At 52.8% G+C, this 19,476-nt stretch carries 17 protein-coding genes; 12 read left to right on the top strand and 5 right to left on the bottom strand.

All coding sequences use genetic code 11. The features are described 5' to 3' along the window. The first annotated feature begins 12 nt into the window (after positions 1-12). The 5 genes from E1B03_RS21305 (at position 13) to fucO (ending at position 5,627) form a co-directional block, all read left to right on the top strand. Positions 13-963 (top strand): ABC transporter substrate-binding protein, encoded by a 951-nt coding sequence (locus tag E1B03_RS21305; protein WP_003034057.1) that lies wholly within the window; start codon positions 13-15, stop codon positions 961-963. A 53-nt stretch (positions 964-1,016) separates the two neighbouring features. Then, positions 1,017-2,597: an FGGY-family carbohydrate kinase gene (locus tag E1B03_RS21300; protein ID WP_133086880.1), complete on the top strand. Its 1,581-nt coding sequence runs from the start codon at positions 1,017-1,019 to the stop codon at positions 2,595-2,597. Between the two features lie 66 nt (positions 2,598-2,663). After that, positions 2,664-3,662 carry a LacI family DNA-binding transcriptional regulator gene (locus E1B03_RS21295; RefSeq protein WP_133086879.1) on the top strand — a complete coding sequence of 333 codons (999 nt, stop codon included), beginning with the start codon at positions 2,664-2,666 and terminating at the stop codon, positions 3,660-3,662. 141 nt (positions 3,663-3,803) lie between these two features. Continuing rightward, the gene (gene fucA, locus E1B03_RS21290) at positions 3,804-4,451 is read left to right on the top strand and encodes an L-fuculose-phosphate aldolase (RefSeq protein WP_003034062.1); all 648 of its coding nucleotides are present in this window, start codon (positions 3,804-3,806) and stop codon (positions 4,449-4,451) included. Positions 4,452-4,478: 27 nt separating this feature from the next. Next, the gene (gene fucO, locus E1B03_RS21285) at positions 4,479-5,627 is read left to right on the top strand and encodes a lactaldehyde reductase (protein ID WP_103769119.1); all 1,149 of its coding nucleotides are present in this window, start codon (positions 4,479-4,481) and stop codon (positions 5,625-5,627) included. An 80-nt stretch (positions 5,628-5,707) separates the two neighbouring features. Here fucO and xni read toward each other — a convergent pair whose 3' ends face one another. The 5 genes from xni to queF form a co-directional block, all read right to left on the bottom strand. Continuing rightward, positions 5,708-6,463 carry a flap endonuclease Xni gene (gene xni, locus E1B03_RS21280; RefSeq protein WP_133086878.1) on the bottom strand — a complete coding sequence of 252 codons (756 nt, stop codon included), beginning with the start codon at positions 6,461-6,463 and terminating at the stop codon, positions 5,708-5,710. A gap of 167 nt (positions 6,464-6,630) precedes the next feature. Then, positions 6,631-7,998, bottom strand: a complete 1,368-nt coding sequence (locus E1B03_RS21270; protein WP_103769122.1) for an L-serine ammonia-lyase — start codon at positions 7,996-7,998, stop codon at positions 6,631-6,633. A 53-nt stretch (positions 7,999-8,051) separates the two neighbouring features. Further along, positions 8,052-9,341, bottom strand: a complete 1,290-nt coding sequence (locus tag E1B03_RS21265; RefSeq protein ID WP_133086877.1) for an HAAAP family serine/threonine permease — start codon at positions 9,339-9,341, stop codon at positions 8,052-8,054. Positions 9,342-9,903: 562 nt separating this feature from the next. Then, positions 9,904-11,268: a nucleotide 5'-monophosphate nucleosidase PpnN gene (gene ppnN, locus E1B03_RS21260; protein ID WP_003840366.1), complete on the bottom strand. Its 1,365-nt coding sequence runs from the start codon at positions 11,266-11,268 to the stop codon at positions 9,904-9,906. A 113-nt stretch (positions 11,269-11,381) separates the two neighbouring features. Next, positions 11,382-12,230, bottom strand: coding sequence for an NADPH-dependent 7-cyano-7-deazaguanine reductase QueF (gene queF, locus E1B03_RS21255; RefSeq protein WP_133086876.1), 849 nt, complete (start codon positions 12,228-12,230; stop codon positions 11,382-11,384). Positions 12,231-12,298: 68 nt separating this feature from the next. Here queF and syd point away from each other — a divergent pair, with 68 nt between their 5' ends. The 7 genes from syd to gudD all read left to right on the top strand — a co-directional run bounded on the left by syd (position 12,299) and on the right by gudD (position 19,455). Next, the gene (syd, locus tag E1B03_RS21250; protein ID WP_103769126.1) at positions 12,299-12,844 is read left to right on the top strand and encodes a SecY-interacting protein; all 546 of its coding nucleotides are present in this window, start codon (positions 12,299-12,301) and stop codon (positions 12,842-12,844) included. 631 nt (positions 12,845-13,475) lie between these two features. Beyond that, entirely contained in the window at positions 13,476-13,805 is a 330-nt protein-coding gene (locus E1B03_RS21245) for a YqcC family protein (RefSeq protein ID WP_103769326.1), read from the top strand. Further along, complete coding sequence (truC, locus tag E1B03_RS21240) at positions 13,805-14,587, top strand: tRNA pseudouridine(65) synthase TruC (protein WP_133086875.1); 783 nt, start codon at positions 13,805-13,807, stop codon at positions 14,585-14,587. The genes E1B03_RS21245 and truC overlap by 1 nt, the downstream gene beginning before the upstream one ends. Positions 14,588-14,606: 19 nt before the next feature. Further along, positions 14,607-15,056, top strand: a complete 450-nt coding sequence (locus E1B03_RS21235) for a flavodoxin (protein ID WP_008785690.1) — start codon at positions 14,607-14,609, stop codon at positions 15,054-15,056. Positions 15,057-15,398: 342 nt separating this feature from the next. Further along, positions 15,399-16,751: a galactarate/glucarate/glycerate transporter GudP gene (gene gudP / locus E1B03_RS21230; protein ID WP_103769128.1), complete on the top strand. Its 1,353-nt coding sequence runs from the start codon at positions 15,399-15,401 to the stop codon at positions 16,749-16,751. Positions 16,752-16,753: 2 nt separating this feature from the next. After that, positions 16,754-18,094 carry an enolase C-terminal domain-like protein gene (locus E1B03_RS21225; RefSeq protein ID WP_133086874.1) on the top strand — a complete coding sequence of 447 codons (1,341 nt, stop codon included), beginning with the start codon at positions 16,754-16,756 and terminating at the stop codon, positions 18,092-18,094. Between the two features lie 20 nt (positions 18,095-18,114). Next, entirely contained in the window at positions 18,115-19,455 is a 1,341-nt protein-coding gene (gudD, locus tag E1B03_RS21220; RefSeq protein WP_103769130.1) for a glucarate dehydratase, read from the top strand. Positions 19,456-19,476 lie beyond the last annotated feature (21 nt).

The following is a 19,476-nucleotide window of genomic DNA, read 5'->3' as shown; positions in this document are numbered from 1 at the left end:
CGGAGTAAAACAATGAGAACCAGGAATTTTGTCTATGCGTTATCCCTGCTGGCCTGTATGACATCCAGCGTTTTGGCTAAAGATATGAACCTTCCGGTGGTCAGTAAAGGTTTCCAGCATGAATTCTGGCAAACCGTAAAAATGGGGACGGAAGCGGCAGCAAAAGAATTGGGTGATAAAACCAGCTATGTTGGCCCGGCAGATGAAACTCAGATTGCCGAGCAGATTCAGTTAGTTGAAAACGCGATGGCGCAAAAACCCAATGGGCTATTGCTGGCTGCGTTAGATGCCAATGCGCTTGCGCCATTAGTTGAGACCGCAAATTCACGCGGCATTAAAGTTGTGACGTTTGACTCCGGCGTGAATTCCGATATCCCGGTGAGCTTTGTCGCCACGAATAACCGTAAGGCAGGTGCTGAAGCCGCAGACGCGCTGGCAGCGGAAGTGGGCAGCAAAGGAAAAGTGGGCATTATTGCGCACGTAGCAGGGACCTCTTCAGCGATTGAGCGTTCGGAAGGGTTTATTGCCCGCATGAAGGAGAAATATCCGGATATCCAGGTGCTACCGGTGCAGTACAGCGATGGCGATCCGCAAAAAGCGATGGATAAAACCATCGATATGATCCAGGCCAACCCGGATATCGCAGGAATTTATGGCACGAATGAAGGCTCAACGCTCGGCGTAGCAAACGCTATTGATAGCCAAAATCTGAAAGGCAAAGTGAAGGTGATTGGTTTTGATAGCACCGAGGCAATCATTGCTTTCCTGAAGTCCGGAGTGATTCAGGGCTTTGTGGTACAGGACGCTTATCAGATTGGCTACCAGGGTATTAAGACGCTGAACGCAGCGGTATCGGGCCAGTCTGTACCGAAAGAAATTGATATTCCAGTGAAATTTGTCAGTGCGAAGAATATTGATACGCCGGAAATTGACAAGCTGTTACACCCATTCGGTAAAAAATAAGACCGTTGGGGCGAGGTGCTCGCCCCATCATTAGCCAGCGTCAGGGAGTTACTATGGGCAGTGGATATTTCCTCGGTGTGGATGTCGGTTCCGCCAGCGTCAGGGCTGGTGTCTTTGATGCCAGCGGCAAAAGGCTGGCTTTTGCGACACGCCCCATCTCGCAGTTTCGACCCGGTCCAGAGCGGGTTGAGCAGTCATCTGCAGAAATCTGGCAGCAGGTTTGCCATGCAGTGAAGGAGGCGGTGTCGTCATCCGGGGTTTGCATTGAGGATATTCGCTCATTGGGTTTTGATGCCACCTGTTCATTGGTAGCGCTGGACGAGCATGGGCAGGGCCTGGCGGTTTCACCCGGCGAACCGTCAGAACACAATATCATCATGTGGATGGATCACCGTGCGGCGCAAGAGACGCAGCGTATTAACGCCACGCAGGATCCCTCTCTGCGCTACGTTGGCGGTGAAGTCAGCGTCGAAATGGAACTTCCCAAAGTGCTATGGCTGAAAAACCATTTTCCAGCCACCTGGCAGAGTACGTATCGCTTCTACGATCTGGCGGACTTTCTGGTCTCTAAAGCGACCGCCAGTGATGTTGCGGGGTTGTGCACGCTAACCTGTAAATGGAACTATCTGGCACATGAACAACGCTTTAGCCACTCCCTGCTCGACGCCGTTGAATTAACAGATTTATTGGGCAAAATCCCGTCGCGTATTCTGCCGCCAGGCGCTGGCGTTGGAACGCTTAGCAGCGATGCGGCCCAGGCGCTGGGGCTGACGACTGCAGTGGTCGTCGCCAGTGGAATGATTGATGCCCATGCTGGCGGAGTAGCGCTTGCTGGTGCCGAGCCTGAGGGGACATTGGCGCTGATCAGCGGGACGTCAAATTGCCATATGCTGTGTAGCGAGCAGGAAATTCATACGCCAGGCGTATGGGGACCATACTGGTCGGCCATGCTGCTAGGGTACTGGCTGACCGAAGGAGGGCAAAGTGCCGCTGGAGCCTTAGTCGACTGGACGCTTCAGGAATCCGGAGCCAGCGCAGATCTGTTTCACAAAGCTGAGGCGCGGGGGTGCCATCCCATCGTTTTAGTTAATGAATGGGTTGCCGCACTTGAGGAGCAGGAGTCAGAGCCTGGTCGTTATTTGCATGTGCTGGCCGATCACCACGGTAATCGTTCGCCACGCGCGCGACCCGATGCCAGGGGGAGTGTGTGCGGTTTAACGCTGGAGCGAGGCGAGATGCAGGTTGCTCGTCTGTACCTGGCGACATTACAGGCAATCGCCTGCGGTACACGGCATATCATGGAAGTGATGCGCGAAAACGGTCACACCATTTCCCGTTTGACGCTGTGCGGCGGCGCGACGCATAACCCACTGTGGTTGCGAGAATATGCCGATGCCACCGGATGCGATATTCATCTTATGCAGGAAGAGGATGCGGTGACGTTAGGTGCGGCCATCACCGGCGCGGTTGCCTGCGGCGCGTGGACAACGATACCGTCCGCATGCCGGGCGATGGTTCGATCGGGCGAGGTGATTAAGGCTAACCCGGCACGGCGGAACTTTTATGATCGCAAATACCAGGCTTATTTGATGCTGTGGGATCAGCAGCAGGCGATTAACCAGCTTATGCAGTAAGACAAAAGTTTAAAATACTTTTATGATTGTAGATTGACGTTTTTGGATGTGAACTGGGGCATATAAATGGCTAAAACAGTAGAACAGATAGCCAGCGATCTGAATTTATCGGTTACGACCGTACGACTGGTGCTGAACGGGAAAGCAGAGCAATATCGAATCAGTGTCAAAACCCAAACGCGTATTAATGAATATGTCGAGCGCTATGGTTACGTCATTAACCATTCAGCACGCAGCCTGAAGTTGAATAAAACGGATACGTTAGGATTGATTGTACCTAATATTTCTAACGTATTTTTTGCCACACTCGCAGAAAAACTTGAGCAACGCTGTCGCCGTTCTGGTTATCAGCTAACGATTAGCTGTACCTATGACGATGTTGATTACGAAAATAAACTGACAAAAGCGTTAATCGCTCGCAATGTCGATGGCCTTTTTATTGTTCCCTCAACGTTAGAGAATCAGCAACACCATTTACGTCAGGTCAGAAAACCGATGGTGTTACTTGACCGTGATTTTAAGTATACCGATAACGCACTGGTCGAAAGTCATAACACTTTGGGTGGCGAAAAGTTGACGCAGAGTCTGTTTGACGCGGGAAAGTCGCCGATCTGGTTTTTAGTGGGGGATACCGGATTACCCAGCATCGGTGATCGTTTACAGGGTTATCTTAATGCATTGAATAATAATGGTATTTCGCACAGCGATTGGGTGCGCGAAGGTCCGGACAACACACCTGAAGGTGGTTATCGACTCATGGATGAGTTGATCGGCGAACAGGGCTGTCCGCAGGCATTTATCGCTTCTTCACTACCCGTACTGGAGGGGGCTATTAACGCTATTCGTAATCGTTTTGGCACTATTCCTCCCGAAATTAATATTGGGACATTCGATGAACACCCAATGCTGGGATTCCTCGCCAATAATGTCTGGTCAATGCAGCAGGATGAAAATGTTTGGGCGGAAAAAGCATTCGATATGATGATGAGTGCTATTGATGATCAACCCATTAAAGAAACTGTAAAAGTTGAGATGAAATTAATTAAGCGCGTAAGACAACCTTAATACGTCGCTATAAATAAACCGGCCAACTGAATCTGAATAAATACGTTCAGTGGCTGCCTGTATCTGAAACCTGACCCGTCTTATTCTGCGGCTGCATTTTTCGCAATAAAGACGAGGGGAAACTGTACCCGGAGAATCATTATGGAAAGAATGCGTTTGTCGCGAGAAATCATTGAAACCTGTCTTGAAATGACCAGCCTTGGATTGAATCAGGGGACGGCGGGAAATGTGAGTGCGCGTTATGAAAACGGGATGCTGATCACGCCCAGCGGTATTCCTTACGAAAGACTTACTGAAAACATGATCGTGTATGTAGATAACGACGGGAAATATGATAAAGGTCAGTTACCTTCCAGTGAATGGCGTTTTCACCTGGCGGCTTACCAGACGCGTCCGGATGCCAATGCGGTTGTCCATAACCATGCTGTGCACTGTACGGCCGTTTCTATTCTTAACCGCCCTATCCCGGCAATTCACTACATGATTGCAGCGGCGGGGGGGAACTCTATTCCGTGTGCGCCTTATGCGACGTTTGGTACACGAGAGCTGTCAGAGCATGTGAGCGTCGCCCTGAAAAACCGTAAGGCAACGCTTTTACAGCACCATGGGTTGATTGCTTGCGAAGCGAATTTGGAAAAAGCACTGTGGTTGGCGCATGAAGTGGAAGTTCTGGCGCGCCTTTATCTGAGCACGCTGGCGATTGTTGACCCGGTGCCGGTGCTGGATGACGAGGAGATCGCCATTGTGCTGGAGAAATTCAAGTCTTACGGATTACGCATTGAAGAGTAATTTCGCATAGCGAAAAGGAGAAATACGATGGCGAACAGAATGATTCTGAACGAAACGGCATGGTTTGGCCGGGGAGCTGTTGGTGCGTTAACCGATGAGGTCATCCGTCGTGGTTATCGCAAAGCGTTGATTGTGACCGATAAAAATCTGGTGCAGTGCGGCGTTGTAGAGAAAGTGACTTCCCGAATGGATGCTGCGGGTCTGGCATGGGAAATCTATTCAGGCGTTATTCCTAACCCAACCATTGCGGTGGTGCAGGAAGGATTAGGCGTCTTTCAGCAAAGTGGCGCAGACTATCTGGTAGCCATTGGCGGAGGCTCCCCGCAGGATACCTGTAAAGCGATTGGCATTATCCATAATAACCCTGAGTTTGCAGATGTACGCAGCCTTGAAGGGCTATCGCCAACGCGCAGTCCAAGCGTGCCGGTTATGGCTATCCCCACCACCGCGGGAACGGCGGCGGAAGTGACCATTAACTACGTGATCACTGACGAAGAAAATCGGCGTAAGTTTGTTTGTGTCGATCCGCATGATATCCCGCAGGTGGCGTTTATCGATGCTGACATGATGGACGGCATGCCCGCTGCCTTAAAAGCTGCCACCGGGGTGGATGCACTGACTCATGCCATTGAAGGCTACATCACGCGGGCGGCATGGGCGCTTACCGATGCGCTGCACATCAAAGCCATTGAAATTATTGCCGGGGCATTACGCGGTTCGGTCGCGGGCGACAGCCAGGCGGGTGAAGCGATGGCGCTGGGCCAGTACGTGGCCGGAATGGGCTTTTCCAACGTTGGCCTGGGATTAGTGCATGGCATGGCACACCCGTTAGGCGCGTTTTACAACACGCCGCACGGCGTCGCGAATGCCATTTTGCTGCCGCACGTGATGCACTATAACGCCGAATTCACCGGGGAAAAATTCCGCGATATCGCCCGGGCGATGGGGGTTAAGGTTGAAGACCTGACGTTGGCAGAAGCGCGTAAAGCAGCGGTGGATGCCGTCTTCGCCCTTAACCGTGATGTAGGGATCCCACCGCATTTACGCGATGTTGGCGTACGCAAAGAGGACATTCCTGCACTGGCGCAGGCTGCATTTGACGATGTTTGTACCGGGGGAAATCCGCGTGAAGTGAGCCTTGGGGATATCGTCGAGCTGTACCATACCGCCTGGTAATCACCTGGCGTTTATCCGGCCTGCTGGGTTGTACGATAAGTAGGCCGGATAAGGTGTTGACACCGCATCCGGCAATAACACTACCGCGCCAGCCGTAGCTGCTGTAGATTTCCGTCGATATGTAAATCCGTTTGTAGTCGCGCGATATCGCGGCACAGAAACGCCATCTCCCGGTGTTCTTCGAGTTTCTTGCGCCATTTCTCCGGTATGTCATCCAAATGTTTATACAGCGATTCCAGCGTTGGAAATTGCGTCAGCAATTGTGTGGCGCTTTTGGGGCCAATACCGGCAACTCCCGGTACTTTAGAACTGCTGATTCCGGCCAGTCCCCAATAATCAGGTAACTGTTGCGGCAGCACACCGAACTCTTTTTCGATAAACGGCGCATCCAGCCAGCGTTTCTGGAAATAGTCACGAATACGCAGTGTCGGGGAGAGCAACTGGCAGTAGCCTTTATCGGTTGAGACGATGGTCGCTTGATGTCCCGCCTGGCTAACTTTAACAGCCAGGGTTGCGGCTAAATCATCGGCTTCATTCCCGCTGGATTCCCAGCAGCAGACGCCGCGCTGTTCAAAAGCGGCGCGTAAGGCGGGCATTTCCTGGTGTAAATCGTCAGGCATCGGCGGACGACCGGCTTTGTAGTCAGGCAACCGTTGGTGACGCCAGCCGCTATTGCGTGCTTCGTCATCAAATACCGCCACGGCGTGCGTGGGCTGGCTGTGTACAATCAGCTGATCGAGAGCGTGCTGGCACGTCTCCACGCAGGGTGAACCCTGTACGGCGTGAATACGGCGGATAAGATTCAGTGCATCGACAATGAGCAGATGGACGGCCACGGTGTTCTCCCTAACAAATCAGGCTGTAGGGTAACATTCACGGCGAGTGGAGGCGAGTTTGGTGAAACGCTATCCGTAGGCCTGATAAGCGAAGGGCCATCAGGCAATAAATGCCGGATGGCGGCGAACGCCTTATCCGGCCTACGGATTCTGAAACGCGATGGGACTTAATCGCAGGTGACAATCTTCATTGCCAGACCGCCGCGAGACGTTTCGCGGTATTTGGCGTTCATGTCTTTACCGGTTTCGTACATGGTCTCGATAACTTTATCGAGGCACACGCGCGGTTCGCTGGTACGACGCAGCGCCATACGCGCGGCGTTCACTGCTTTAACCGAAGCAATAGCGTTACGCTCAATGCATGGAACCTGTACCTGACCGGCAACCGGATCGCAGGTCAGACCCAGATTGTGTTCCATACCGATTTCCGCCGCGATGCACACCTGCATTGGGCTACCGCCCAGCAGTTCAGCCAGACCAGCCGCTGCCATGGAGCAGGCAACACCGACTTCACCCTGACAGCCCACTTCGGCGCCAGAGATAGAGGCGTTCATCTTGTACAGTGAACCAATGGCGCTCGCGACCAGCATGTAGCGTGCCAGCGAGTTAGCGTTCACTTCACGGATAAACTTGTCGTAATACGCCAGTACGGCAGGAACGATCCCGCATGCACCGTTGGTTGGTGCGGTAACCACGCGGCCACCGGCTGCGTTTTCTTCGTTCACGGCCAGGGCAAACATGTTGATCCAGTCAACAACCGCCATCGGGTCGGTGGTGGTTTTGTCTTGGCTTACCAGCATACGACGCAGCGCAGCTGCACGACGCGGAACGCGCAGTTTGCCTGGCAATACGCCTTCGGTGGTGATGCCGCGCTCAATCCCGCTACGCATCACTTCCCAGACGTTGGCAAAGTGCTGTTCCAGCTCTTCTTTGCTGTGCAGCGCCAGTTCGTTTTGCATCATCAGACCGGAAAGCGACAGGCCGGTTTCCTGGCAATGACGTTGCAAATCAGCCGCAGATTTATACGGATACGGCACGTTTACCGGAGAGTTGTTCGGTAAACCAAAATGTTCTTCATCAACGATGAACCCACCGCCAATGGAATAGTAGGTTTGGCTGTAAATGGCTTTTTCGCCCGCCAGTGCGGTAATACGCATCCCGTTTTCGTGCAGGGACAGATTGTCCGCATGGAAATTCATGCACTTGTCGACCGGGAATTCAACCTCATGTTGACCGTCCGCCAGCAGCAAACGTCCATGAGTATTCACATCCTGGATAAAGGCCGGGATGGCATCAATGTCTACGGTATCCGGCAGATTACCCGCCAGGCCCATAATAATCGCGATGTCAGTATGGTGACCTTTCCCCGTCAGGGACAAAGAGCCATAAACATCGACCACTACGCGGGTTACGTCAGTGAGAATTCCGCGTGCAATCAGGTCATCCGTGAATTGTTTGCCTGCTTTCATCGGGCCAACAGTATGGGAGCTGGAAGGGCCAATGCCGATTTTGAAAATATCGAATACGCTAATCATGAGGCGTCCATTGTGTATCGAGGTGCGCCGCCCCGAAGAGCGGCGCAGGGGAATTAACTGAACAGAGAGTAGAAAATAGCGGAGATAGCGATCAGGCCCATAATCACAACGAAGACGTTGCTGATATGGCCGCTGTATTTACGCATTGCCGGTACTTTCTGAATGGCATACATCGGCATCAGGAACAGAATCATCGCGATGATTGGGCCACCCAGGGTTTCAATCATACCGAGGATGCTTGGGTTCAGCGTCGCCACAATCCAGGTGGTTACCAGCATGAACAGCGCAGTGATTTTGTTCAGTTTGTTGATTTCGATGGTCTTGCCTTTGCCGCGCAGAGACTTAATCACCATACCGTTGAAACCTTCACGCGCGCCCAGGTAGTGGCCGAGGAAAGATTTTGTGATAGCGATAATCGCGATGATTGGTGCCATCCAGGCAATAATCGGCGCGTTAAAGTGGTTCGCCAGGTAAGACAGAATCGAGATGTTCTGCTCTTTCGCTGCTGCCAGGTCTGCCGGAGTCAGGCTAAACACGCAGCTGAAGACGAAGAACATAACGGTCAGCACCATCATGATGTGAGCGAATGCCAGGATCTTAGAGCATTTTTTCTCAGCTTCATCACCGTATTCTTCACGCTTCGCCACGGCGAAGGAGGAGATGATCGGGGAGTGGTTGAAGGAGAACACCATTACCGGAATTGCCAGCCACAGGGTCAACAGCAGACCGTTGCCGGTGGTTGCCGCAGAGTCAAAAGACATGGTTTCCAGAATCGCACCGCTCCACTGAGGGATCAGATACAGCGCCAGCAGCATCAGAGCCGCAACGAACGGGAATACCAGGATGCTCATCGCCTTCACGATCATCTGCTCACCGAAGCGCACGATGGTCATCATGCCGACAATCAGGATCAGAGACAGGATTGCGCGCGGCGGCGGAGTGATTGCCAACTGGTGGGTCAGGAAGCTTTCAACGGTGTTGGTGATTGCTACGCTGTAAACCAACAGAATTGGGTAGATAGCGAAGAAGTAGAGCAGGGTAATCAGTTTACCCGCGCCAACACCAAAGTGTTCTTCTACAACTTCGGTGATGTCTTCACCCGGATTTTTACCGGACAGCACGAAGCGGGTCAGGCCGCGGTGTGCAAAGAAGGTCATTGGGAAAGCAAGGATCGCCATGATGATCAGCGGGATCATGCCGCCTACGCCTGCGTTAATCGGCAGGAACAATACACCCGCGCCAATCGCCGTGCCGTAAAGGCCCAGCATCCACATGGTGTCTGTCTTGCGCCATGCGCTGCGGGTATGGCCCGTAACGATAGTGCTGGTTTGAGTGTTTTCCATCTATTTCTCCTGGAGGAAGCTTAAAAAGTCGGGTTTGGGTTCAATCCAATGAGAAAACACCCGACTGTAAATCGAAATTCGTTGAGCGATTTTTTATATAATTTTTCGCCGTAATAATTTGCGGGCGGAAAGATACATTTTAGGAATGAATGTATCAGTGATCGCGATCCCAAATGCAATAATCCACCTTTTATGTGGATAAATTTGGACCATTAATCTGTTAAAAAATAGTCAAAGCGAATTTACGGGCGCTGAGGCTAACATTAACGACATATCTCATGAAAGCGAAGGCGAGAAGATACGAGTGTTGCGCTGTAAAAACTGTTGTTTTTAGAGGATTTTGGCGACTAATAATAATTTCCTAAGATAAATCACGGTTGGGTTTTCAAGGTAATCGTTTGCGTGGCGTGCTATTTTTAATAATATATCACTGGTATTTATATAATCGTCTGAGCTATGTGACTGGTATCACTAAAAAAAGCCGGGAGGCTAATGCGCCAGACCCGGCTTTGATATGGACAAAACTGTCACCGCGAAAGCGTCTGCTGGCGGCTGTTGGAGGTTAGGCGCAAATCTCGTAGCAAGGGATATACGCAGAGCCTGGTAACTTCATACGATGCTGTGCAACGAAGCCCTGCAGGAGATCGTCCATGCGGCGCATCATTTCGCGGTCACCGTGGATTTTATACGGGCCAAATTCTTCAATGGCGCGGATACCGACTTCCTTCACGTTACCAGCCACAATTCCCGAGAACGCACGGCGCAGGTCGGCCGCCAGTACTTCAACGGGCTGATCCGGGTACAGCTTCAGGTTGGCCATGTTTTCATGGGACGGCTCGAACGGCATCTGCAAATCCGGTGCAATACGAATCGACCAGTTAAAGCTGTAGGCATCACCGGTGTCACGGCGGTTCTCTTTCACCAGCGGCATCGCTTTTTTCATCAAACGCGCCACTTCAGCTGCATCGTCAATGATAATGCGATAGTGGCGACGCGCATCTTCCCCCAGCGTGTGCACGATAAATTCGTCCAGCACGCGGAAGTAATCGGCGCTCTCTTTTGGTCCGGTCAGGATCAGCGGTAGCACCTGATCTTTGTTCGCCGGATTCATCAGGATCCCCAGCAGATACAACAGCTCTTCTGCTGTGCCTACGCCGCCCGGGAAGATGATGATACCGTGGGCGATACGCACAAACGCCTCCAGACGTTTTTCAATGTCTGGCATGATGATCAGTTCGTTAACCAGCGGATTAGGCGGCTCAGCGGCAATGATCGACGGTTCGGTCATACCAATAAAGCGGCTGTCTTTATATCGCTGCTGGGCGTGACCGACCGCAGCGCCTTTCATTGGCGCTTCCATCGCCCCCGGACCGCAGCCGGTGCAGATGTTCAGTTCACGCAGGCCCAACTGGGTGCCGACGCGACGGGCGTACAGGTATTCATTCTCGTTGATTGAGTGACCGCCCCAGCAGACGACCATGTTTGGCGCTTCGCCAACGTGCAGCGCCCGGGCATTGCGCAGGATCGAGAATACCAGGTTGGTAATATGTACCGAGCTTTCGAGATCCAGATGCTGAAAACGACCGGCGTTATGGATCTGGCCATTGACGAACAGAATGTCGCGCAGCACGGCAAACAGGTTGGCCTGCAGCGCGCGGATAATGCGTCCATCAACAAACGCATCTTCAGGTGGGTTGATCAGTTCCAGCTTCACGCCCCGTTCGCGGCGCAGCACGTTAATATCGAAACTTTCAAAGCGTGACAGCAGTTCTTTACTGTTGTCGGTCAAACTGCCGGAGTTCAGAACGGCAAGCGAACAGTTACGAAACAGTTGATACAGGTCGCTGCTGGCTGTGCGTTTAAGCATATCGACTTCCAGCTGCGACAACATGTCCATTGAGCCAAGCGGGCTAATATGTGTAATCAAGTAAACTCCTTACGGGACGAGAGACATCATCCTCTACTGATTACAATAGCCCTGGCTTATGACCTTTCACAACCTTACGCGCGGAATCCGGCACGCAAAATTGAGAAAAAAGATTACTGACGTACCAGACGACCCGTTGCTGGAGTGAAATCGGTGTTGGTGCGCCATGGGTTTATATCCAGGCCGCCACGTCGCGTGTAGCGCGCGTAGACGCTCAGTTTCTCTGGCTGGCAGAAGCGTAGAATGTCGTTGAAAATACGTTCCACGCACTGCTCGTGAAATTCATTATGGTGACGGAAGGAGACCAGATAACGCAGCAGTTTTTCCCTGTCGATTTTACGTCCGCGATACTGAATTTGTATGGAACCCCAGTCTGGCTGGTGGGTGATTAAACAGTTGGACTTCAGCAGATGGCTGACCAGGGTCTCTTCCACCGCTTTTTCACCGCTCACGGCATTTTCCAGATATTCAGTGCTGAACTGGTAGTTATCGATGACGATATCCTGATTGTCGATACAGGTGCCGTTAAAGTGGGCTATCGGCTGTCCTTCCAGCTCGTCAAGACGGTACAGCGCTACGCTGACATCGCCTTGAGCACAGGCGCGCAGATCGTTTTCCAGCGTCTGGCGTACCACATCCCAGGAGTCAAAACGCGTCTGGTTAAAACTGTTCAGGTACAGCTTAAAGCTTTTCGATTCAATCAGATTTACGCTGGTGTAATCCAGTTCCACATGACCTACCGCGACCTGCGGTAAACCGTTAGCATTCAGCCATGACAGTTCATACAGCGTCCAGATATCAGCACCGTGAAAAGGCAGATTATCGGCCTTTAAATCCAGCGGGTCGCGATTCAGGCTGCGCGGAACGCCTTGCAGCAGGCTGGCATCGTAATTGTCACGGTAATCCGTTGATTTACCGAGAGTCAGGCCGTTAAGCGCCTGATGATTTTCATAAGAGGACATGTTTCACCGTCATAAACCAGATACACTATGCGACAAGTGTATCCTGGCTTTTGTGAAGAGAGAAATCAGTGGACGAATTGACAGCACAGGCGTTGACAGCCTTTACGACGCGTTACTGCGACGCGTGGCATGAAAAAAACAACAGCTGGCCGCTCAGCGAAGAGCTGTATGGCGTACCTTCTCCGTGCATCATTTCTTCCACGAACGATGCCGTTTACTGGCAACCTCAGCCTTTTGTTGGTGAAAAAAACCTCAATGCGGTTGAACGCGCCTTTGATATCGTGATACAACCTGCCGTTCACGCTTTTTACACCACCCAATTTGCTGGGGACATGCACGCGCAGTTGGCGGATGAAAAGCTAACGCTGCTGCAGACCTGGAGTGAAGATGACTTCAGGCGCGTTCAGGAAAACCTGATTGGTCATCTGGTCACGCAAAAGCGCCTCAAGCTATCGCCTACGCTTTTTATCGCCACACAGGACAATGAGCTTGACGTCATTTCGGTGTGCAATCTGTCCGGTGAAGTGTGCAAAGAAACGCTGGGAACCCGTAAACGAACGGTGCTGGCGGCTTCACTTGCGGAATTCCTCACTCAACTTAAGCCAGTTCTGTAATCCAGTTTGCCCTGAACCTTGTGAGAGATCTCTTACAAACCCTGTAGGACATTGCCAGGTAATAAGTGAAGACTTAATGAATGGTTGAAATGATAATTCCTTATTATTCAGTTTGTTAATGTTTTATTGTCAACTTTCATACGAAAATAATCTTAGGGGTATGTCTGTAAGCACCTTGTAAGACAAGGCGAAACAGGCGATTCTATATCCGTCGACAAGGAGTCGAACAATGAAGAGAACATCAGGATGATGGCTCTTCTGCAGGACACACCAGGACGGTGTTACAAGGACAGGCTTCAGGATGAAGCAAAGCGGAAAGCGCTGGATGCGTTAAAGGACACCTCCAGGATGGAGAATGAGAGCCGGTCAGGATGTTCGGCGGGTCAGGATGGCCAGGACACTTCAGGATGAAGTTTTCACATCGGGGTGATGTGAGCAGGATGCAAAAGTTCAGGATGAACGAGGTCGCAAGGCCACAGGAAAAGTTGTCATGGATGAGCAGGGAGCACTAAAAGTAGCTGGAATGCTGCGAAACGAACCGGGAGCACTGTTTTTACAGTGCTCCCTTTTTTTATTTCCCTTCACTAGTGCTATCCTTCGCGCCAGATTTTTCATCATTGAGGTTAATTTCATGACGACTCATGACCGTGTGCGCCAGCAGTTACACGCGCTTGAAGCGCTACTGCGTGAACATCATCACTGGCGGATGGATGAGCCAGCAGCGCATCTGTTTACCAGCACGCAGCCTTTTTGTATGGATACCATGGAGCCGGTTGAGTGGCTGCAATGGGTGTTGATTCCCCGCATGCACACGCTGCTCGATAACGCGCAGCCGCTTCCGCAGGCTTTTGCCGTCGCACCTTATTACGAAATGGCGCTGGCAACCGATCACCCGCAACGCGAAATTCTTCTGACTGCATTGCAGGAGTTGGATGCGCTGTTTACAAGTGATAACGCCTGATGCTGGAGATTTTGTATCAGGACGAATGGCTGGTCGCTGTCAACAAACCTTCTGGCTGGTTGGTTCACCGTAGCTGGCTTGACCGGGATGAAAAAGTGGTGGTGATGCAAACGGTGCGCGATCAAATTGGTCAGCACGTTTTTACCGCCCATCGACTCGACAGGCCGACCTCCGGTGTACTGCTGATGGGGTTGTCCAGCGAAGCCGGGCGGTTGCTGTCCCAGCAGTTTGAACATCATCAAATTCAGAAGCGCTACCATGCGATTGTGCGAGGCTGGCTGATGGATGATGCCGTGCTGGATTACCCGCTGGTCGAAGAGTTGGATAAGATCGCCGATAAGTTTGCCCGTGATGATAAAGGCCCGCAGCCTGCCGTCACCCATTATCGCGGTCTGGCGACGGTAGAAATGCCGGTAGCGACCGGGCGCTATCCGACCACCCGTTACGGACTGGTGGAACTGGACCCTAAAACCGGTCGCAAACACCAGCTCAGACGCCATCTGGCGCACTTGCGCCATCCGATTATTGGCGACAGTAAGCACGGTGATTTGCGGCAAAATCGCAGCGCCGCAGAGCATTTCGGTTGTCAGCGATTAATGCTGCATGCCAGCCGGCTTGCGCTGACCCATCCTTTCACCGGCGAACCGCTGGTTATTCGCGCCGGACTGGATGACGTCTGGATGCAGGCGCTATCACAGTTTGGCTGGCGTGGACTTCTCCCTGAGAATGAAAGGGTTGAGTTCAGCGGGCCGTCAGGTCAGGATGAGCAGATAGATTCTTAAGTCCCAGGAGATTACGGTTATGGCGGAAATTGGAATTTTTGTCGGCACGATGTACGGAAACGCGCTGCTGGTTGCCGAAGAGGCCGAAGCGATTTTGACGGCGCAGGGTCATAAAGCCACGGTGTTCGAAGATCCGGAGCTTAGCGACTGGCAGGCTTATCAGGATAAATATGTGCTGGTGGTGACCTCAACGACCGGGCAGGGCGATCTGCCGGATAGCATCGTGCCGCTGTTTCAGGGAATCAAAGATAATCTCGGTTTCCAGCCAAATCTGCATTACGGGGTCATTGCGCTGGGCGACAGTAGCTACGTTAATTTTTGCAATGGCGGCAAGCAGTTCGATGCGCTGTTGCAGGAGCAAAGTGCCCACCGCGTAGGAGAAATGCTGCTGATTGACGCCAGCGAACATCCTGAACCGGAAAGCGAATCCAATCCCTGGGTAGAAAACTGGGGAACCTTGCTTAAATAACCTCTCGCCCACACGGGCATGCAACCCCCATTTGAGCCATAGGCCGGGTCAGGCGAAGCCGCCACCCGGCAATAAAACCCCAATTACGTGAACTAACTTCCACTGCTTTGGGCTTATGCCCCAAACAACTTCTTACTGCCTTCCTAATGTTGTGTTCATGCACGGTGAGGGTAAGAGGCACTCCTTCATATACTTTTCCCGTCAGTTCCCGAAAAGGCAGCGAGTCAGAATAAAACGGCCCTGAGCTGTACCAAAGCTGCCACACACTAACCTCTCATTCTGATCACCCTACAGGTGCTGTACAGAATGAACTGGCGACAGCCAGGATTCAGGAGTGCAACAATGAGTTCATTAAGTCAGACGGCGAGCAGTGCGGAAAAACGCACTAACGCTCGTTACTGGATAGTGGTGATGCTGTTTATCGTCACATCCTTCAACTACGGTGACCGCGCCACCCTATCCATTGCCGGTTCGGAGATGGCCAAAGACATTGGTCTGGATGCGGTCGGCATGGGTTATGTTTTCTCCGCTTTCTCATGGGCCTATGTTATCGGCCAGATCCCCGGCGGCTGGCTGCTTGACCGCTTTGGTTCAAAACGCGTTTACTTCTGGTCCATCTTTATCTGGTCTATGTTTACCCTGCTGCAGGGCTTCGTTGATATCTTCAGCGGCTTCGGCATTATCGTTGCGCTGTTTACCCTGCGCTTTCTTGTGGGCCTGGCCGAAGCGCCATCATTCCCTGGCAATAGTCGTATAGTCGCGGCGTGGTTCCCGGCGCAGGAGAGGGGCACGGCGGTCGCTATCTTCAACTCCGCGCAATACTTTGCCACCGTTATCTTTGCGCCAATCATGGGGTGGTTAACCCACGAAGTGGGCTGGTCGCACGTGTTCTTCTTCATGGGCGGCCTCGGGATTGTTATCAGCTTTATCTGGCTGAAGGTGATTCATGAACCGAATCAGCATCCGGGCGTAAACCAAAAAGAGCTGGAGTACATTGCCGAAGGTGGGGCGCTGATCAACATGGATCAGGCGGCAGCCAAAGCCAAAGTGCCGTTCAGCGTGAAGTGGGGGCAGATCAAGCAACTGCTGGGTTCGCGGATGATGATCGGTATTTACATCGGCCAATACTGCATTAACGCGTTGACCTACTTCTTTATCACCTGGTTCCCGGTTTATCTGGTGCAGGCGCGCGGTATGTCGATTTTGAAAGCCGGTTTTGTTGCCTCGGTCCCGGCCATTTGCGGATTCGCAGGCGGCGTGCTTGGCGGCATTATTTCCGACTGGCTGATGCGCCGTACCGGTTCGCTGAATATTGCCCGTAAAACGCCAATCGTACTGGGTATGCTGTTGTCGATGGTGATGGTGTTCTGTAACTACGTCAACGTGGAGTGGATGATCATCGGCTTCATGGCGCTGGCCTTCTTCGGCAAAGGCATCGGTGCGTTGGGATGGGCGGTGATGGCTGATACCGCGCCAAAAGAGATCAGCGGTCTGAGCGGCGGTCTGTTCAATATGTTTGGCAACATCTCCGGCATCGTCACGCCAATTGCTATCGGCTACATCGTAGGGACCACCGGCTCGTTTAACGGCGCGTTGATTTACGTCGGGGTGCATGCGCTGATTGCGGTAGTGAGCTATCTGGTGCTGGTGGGGGATATTAAACGTATCGAACTGAAACCTGTCGCAGGACAATGACGATGACAACACAATCGAGTCCCGTTATTACCGATATGAAGGTCATCCCGGTGGCCGGTCATGACAGCATGCTGCTCAATATTGGCGGTGCGCATAACGCATACTTTACCCGCAATATTGTGGTACTCACCGATAACGCCGGCAATACCGGCGTCGGTGAAGCGCCGGGCGGCGAAGTGATTTATCAGACGCTGGTTGAGGCGATTCCACAAGTGTTAGGCCAGGAAGTCGCGCGCCTGAACAAAGTGGTTCAGCAGGTGCATAAAGGCAACCAGGCCGCTGATTTTGACACCTTTGGCAAAGGTGCCTGGACATTTGAGCTGCGGGTCAACGCGGTGGCGGCGCTGGAAGCCGCGCTGCTCGACCTGCTGGGCAAGGCGCTGAACGTGCCGGTCTGTGAGCTGTTAGGGCCTGGCAAACAGCGCGATGCGGTCACCGTGCTCGGCTATCTGTTCTACGTGGGCGATCGTACGAAGACCGATCTGCCGTATCTGGAAAGCTCGCCGGGCAACCATGAGTGGTATCACCTGCGTCACCAGCAAGCGATGAACAGTGAGGCGGTGGTTCGCCTGGCTCAGGCTTCGCAGGATCGCTACGGTTTTAAAGATTTCAAACTCAAAGGGGGCGTGCTGCCCGGCGAGCAGGAAATCGACACCGCGCGCGCGCTGAAAAAAAGCTTCCCGGATGCGCGTATTACGGTCGATCCTAACGGTGCCTGGCTGCTCGATGAAGCCATCTCCCTGTGTAAAGGGCTGAACGATGTTCTGACCTACGCCGAAGATCCGTGCGGCGCTGAACAGGGTTTTTCTGGCCGCGAAGTGATGGCCGAGTTCCGTCGTGCAACCGGTCTTCCGGTAGCAACAAACATGATAGCCACCAACTGGCGTGAAATGGGCCATGCCGTGATGCTGAACTCAGTAGATATCCCGCTGGCCGATCCGCACTTCTGGACCCTTTCTGGCGCGGTACGCGTGGCACAGTTATGCGATGACTGGGGACTGACCTGGGGCTGCCACTCCAACAATCATTTTGATATTTCGCTGGCGATGTTTACCCACGTTGGCGCCGCTGCGCCGGGCAACCCGACGGCTATCGATACCCATTGGATCTGGCAGGAGGGCGATTGCCGTCTGACCAAAGATCCGCTGGAGATCAAAAATGGACAAATTGCTGTTCCGGACGCGCCTGGGTTAGGCGTGGAACTGGACTGGGATCAGGTACAGAAGGCACATGAGGCTTATAAAAAGCTGCCAGGCGGCGCGCGTAATGACGCAGGCCCAATGCAGTATCTGATCCCCGGATGGACTTTTGACCGTAAACGTCCCGTTTTCGGTCGCCACTAATTCTGAATAAGGACTTAATTATGAGCGCACAATTTACCACTCCCGTCGTGACTTCCATGCAGGTTATTCCGGTGGCAGGCCATGACAGCATGCTGATGAACCTGAGCGGCGCACATGCCCCGTTCTTCACGCGTAATATTGTGATCATTAAAGATAACTCTGGTCATACCGGCGTGGGGGAAATTCCCGGTGGCGAAAAAATCCGCAAAACGCTGGAAGACGCGATCCCGCTGGTGGTAGGTAAAACCTTAGGCGAATACAAAAACGTGCTGAATGCGGTACGCAATACTTTTGCCGATCGTGATGCGGGCGGTCGCGGTTTGCAGACCTTCGATTTACGTACCACTATTCATGTGGTTACTGGGATCGAAGCGGCCATGTTGGATCTGTTAGGTCAGCATCTGGGCGTAAACGTCGCCTCTCTGCTCGGTGATGGTCAGCAGCGTAGTGAAGTCGAAATGTTGGGTTACCTGTTCTTCGTCGGTAACCGTAAGGCAACGCCGCTGCCGTACCAGAGTCAGCCGGATGAGAAATGCGACTGGTATCGTCTGCGTCATGAAGAGGCGATGACCCCAGATGCGGTCGTGCGCCTGGCGGAAGCCGCGTATGAGAAATATGGTTTCAACGACTTTAAACTGAAAGGCGGCGTGCTGGCCGGGGAAGAGGAAGCAGAATCTATCGTTGCGCTGGCGAAGCGTTTCCCGCAGGCCCGCGTCACGCTGGATCCCAACGGCGCATGGTCGCTCAATGAAGCGATTAAGATCGGCAAATATCTGAAAGGTTCTCTGGCCTATGCGGAAGATCCATGCGGCGCCGAGCAGGGCTTCTCTGGTCGTGAAGTGATGGCGGAGTTCCGCCGCGCTACCGGTCTGCCGACCGCCACCAATATGATCGCCACCGACTGGCGTCAGATGGGGCATACGCTGTCGTTGCAGTCTGTGGATATCCCACTGGCAGACCCGCACTTCTGGACCATGCAGGGTTCTGTTCGCGTGGCGCAGATGTGCCACGAGTTCGGCCTGACCTGGGGCTCGCACTCTAACAACCACTTTGATATTTCGCTGGCGATGTTTACTCATGTTGCGGCGGCGGCTCCGGGCAAAATTACCGCCATCGATACCCACTGGATCTGGCAGGAAGGCAATCAACGCCTGACCAAAGAGCCATTTGAGATCAAAGGCGGCATGGTACAGGTACCGGCAAAACCGGGTCTGGGCGTGGAGCTGGATATGGATCAGGTCATGAAAGCTCACGAGCTGTATCAGCAACATGGGCTGGGCGCGCGCGATGATGCGATGGGAATGCAGTATCTGATCCCGAACTGGACGTTTGATAATAAGCGTCCGTGCATGGTACGCTAAGCAAGCTGGGACCGCTCCCAT

Source organism: Citrobacter arsenatis (assembly GCF_004353845.1).
Taxonomy (GTDB): Bacteria; Pseudomonadota; Gammaproteobacteria; order Enterobacterales; family Enterobacteriaceae; genus Citrobacter; species Citrobacter arsenatis.
The sequence above is the reverse complement of the archived record's forward strand: the minus strand, read 5'-3'. Positions and strand labels throughout refer to the sequence as shown.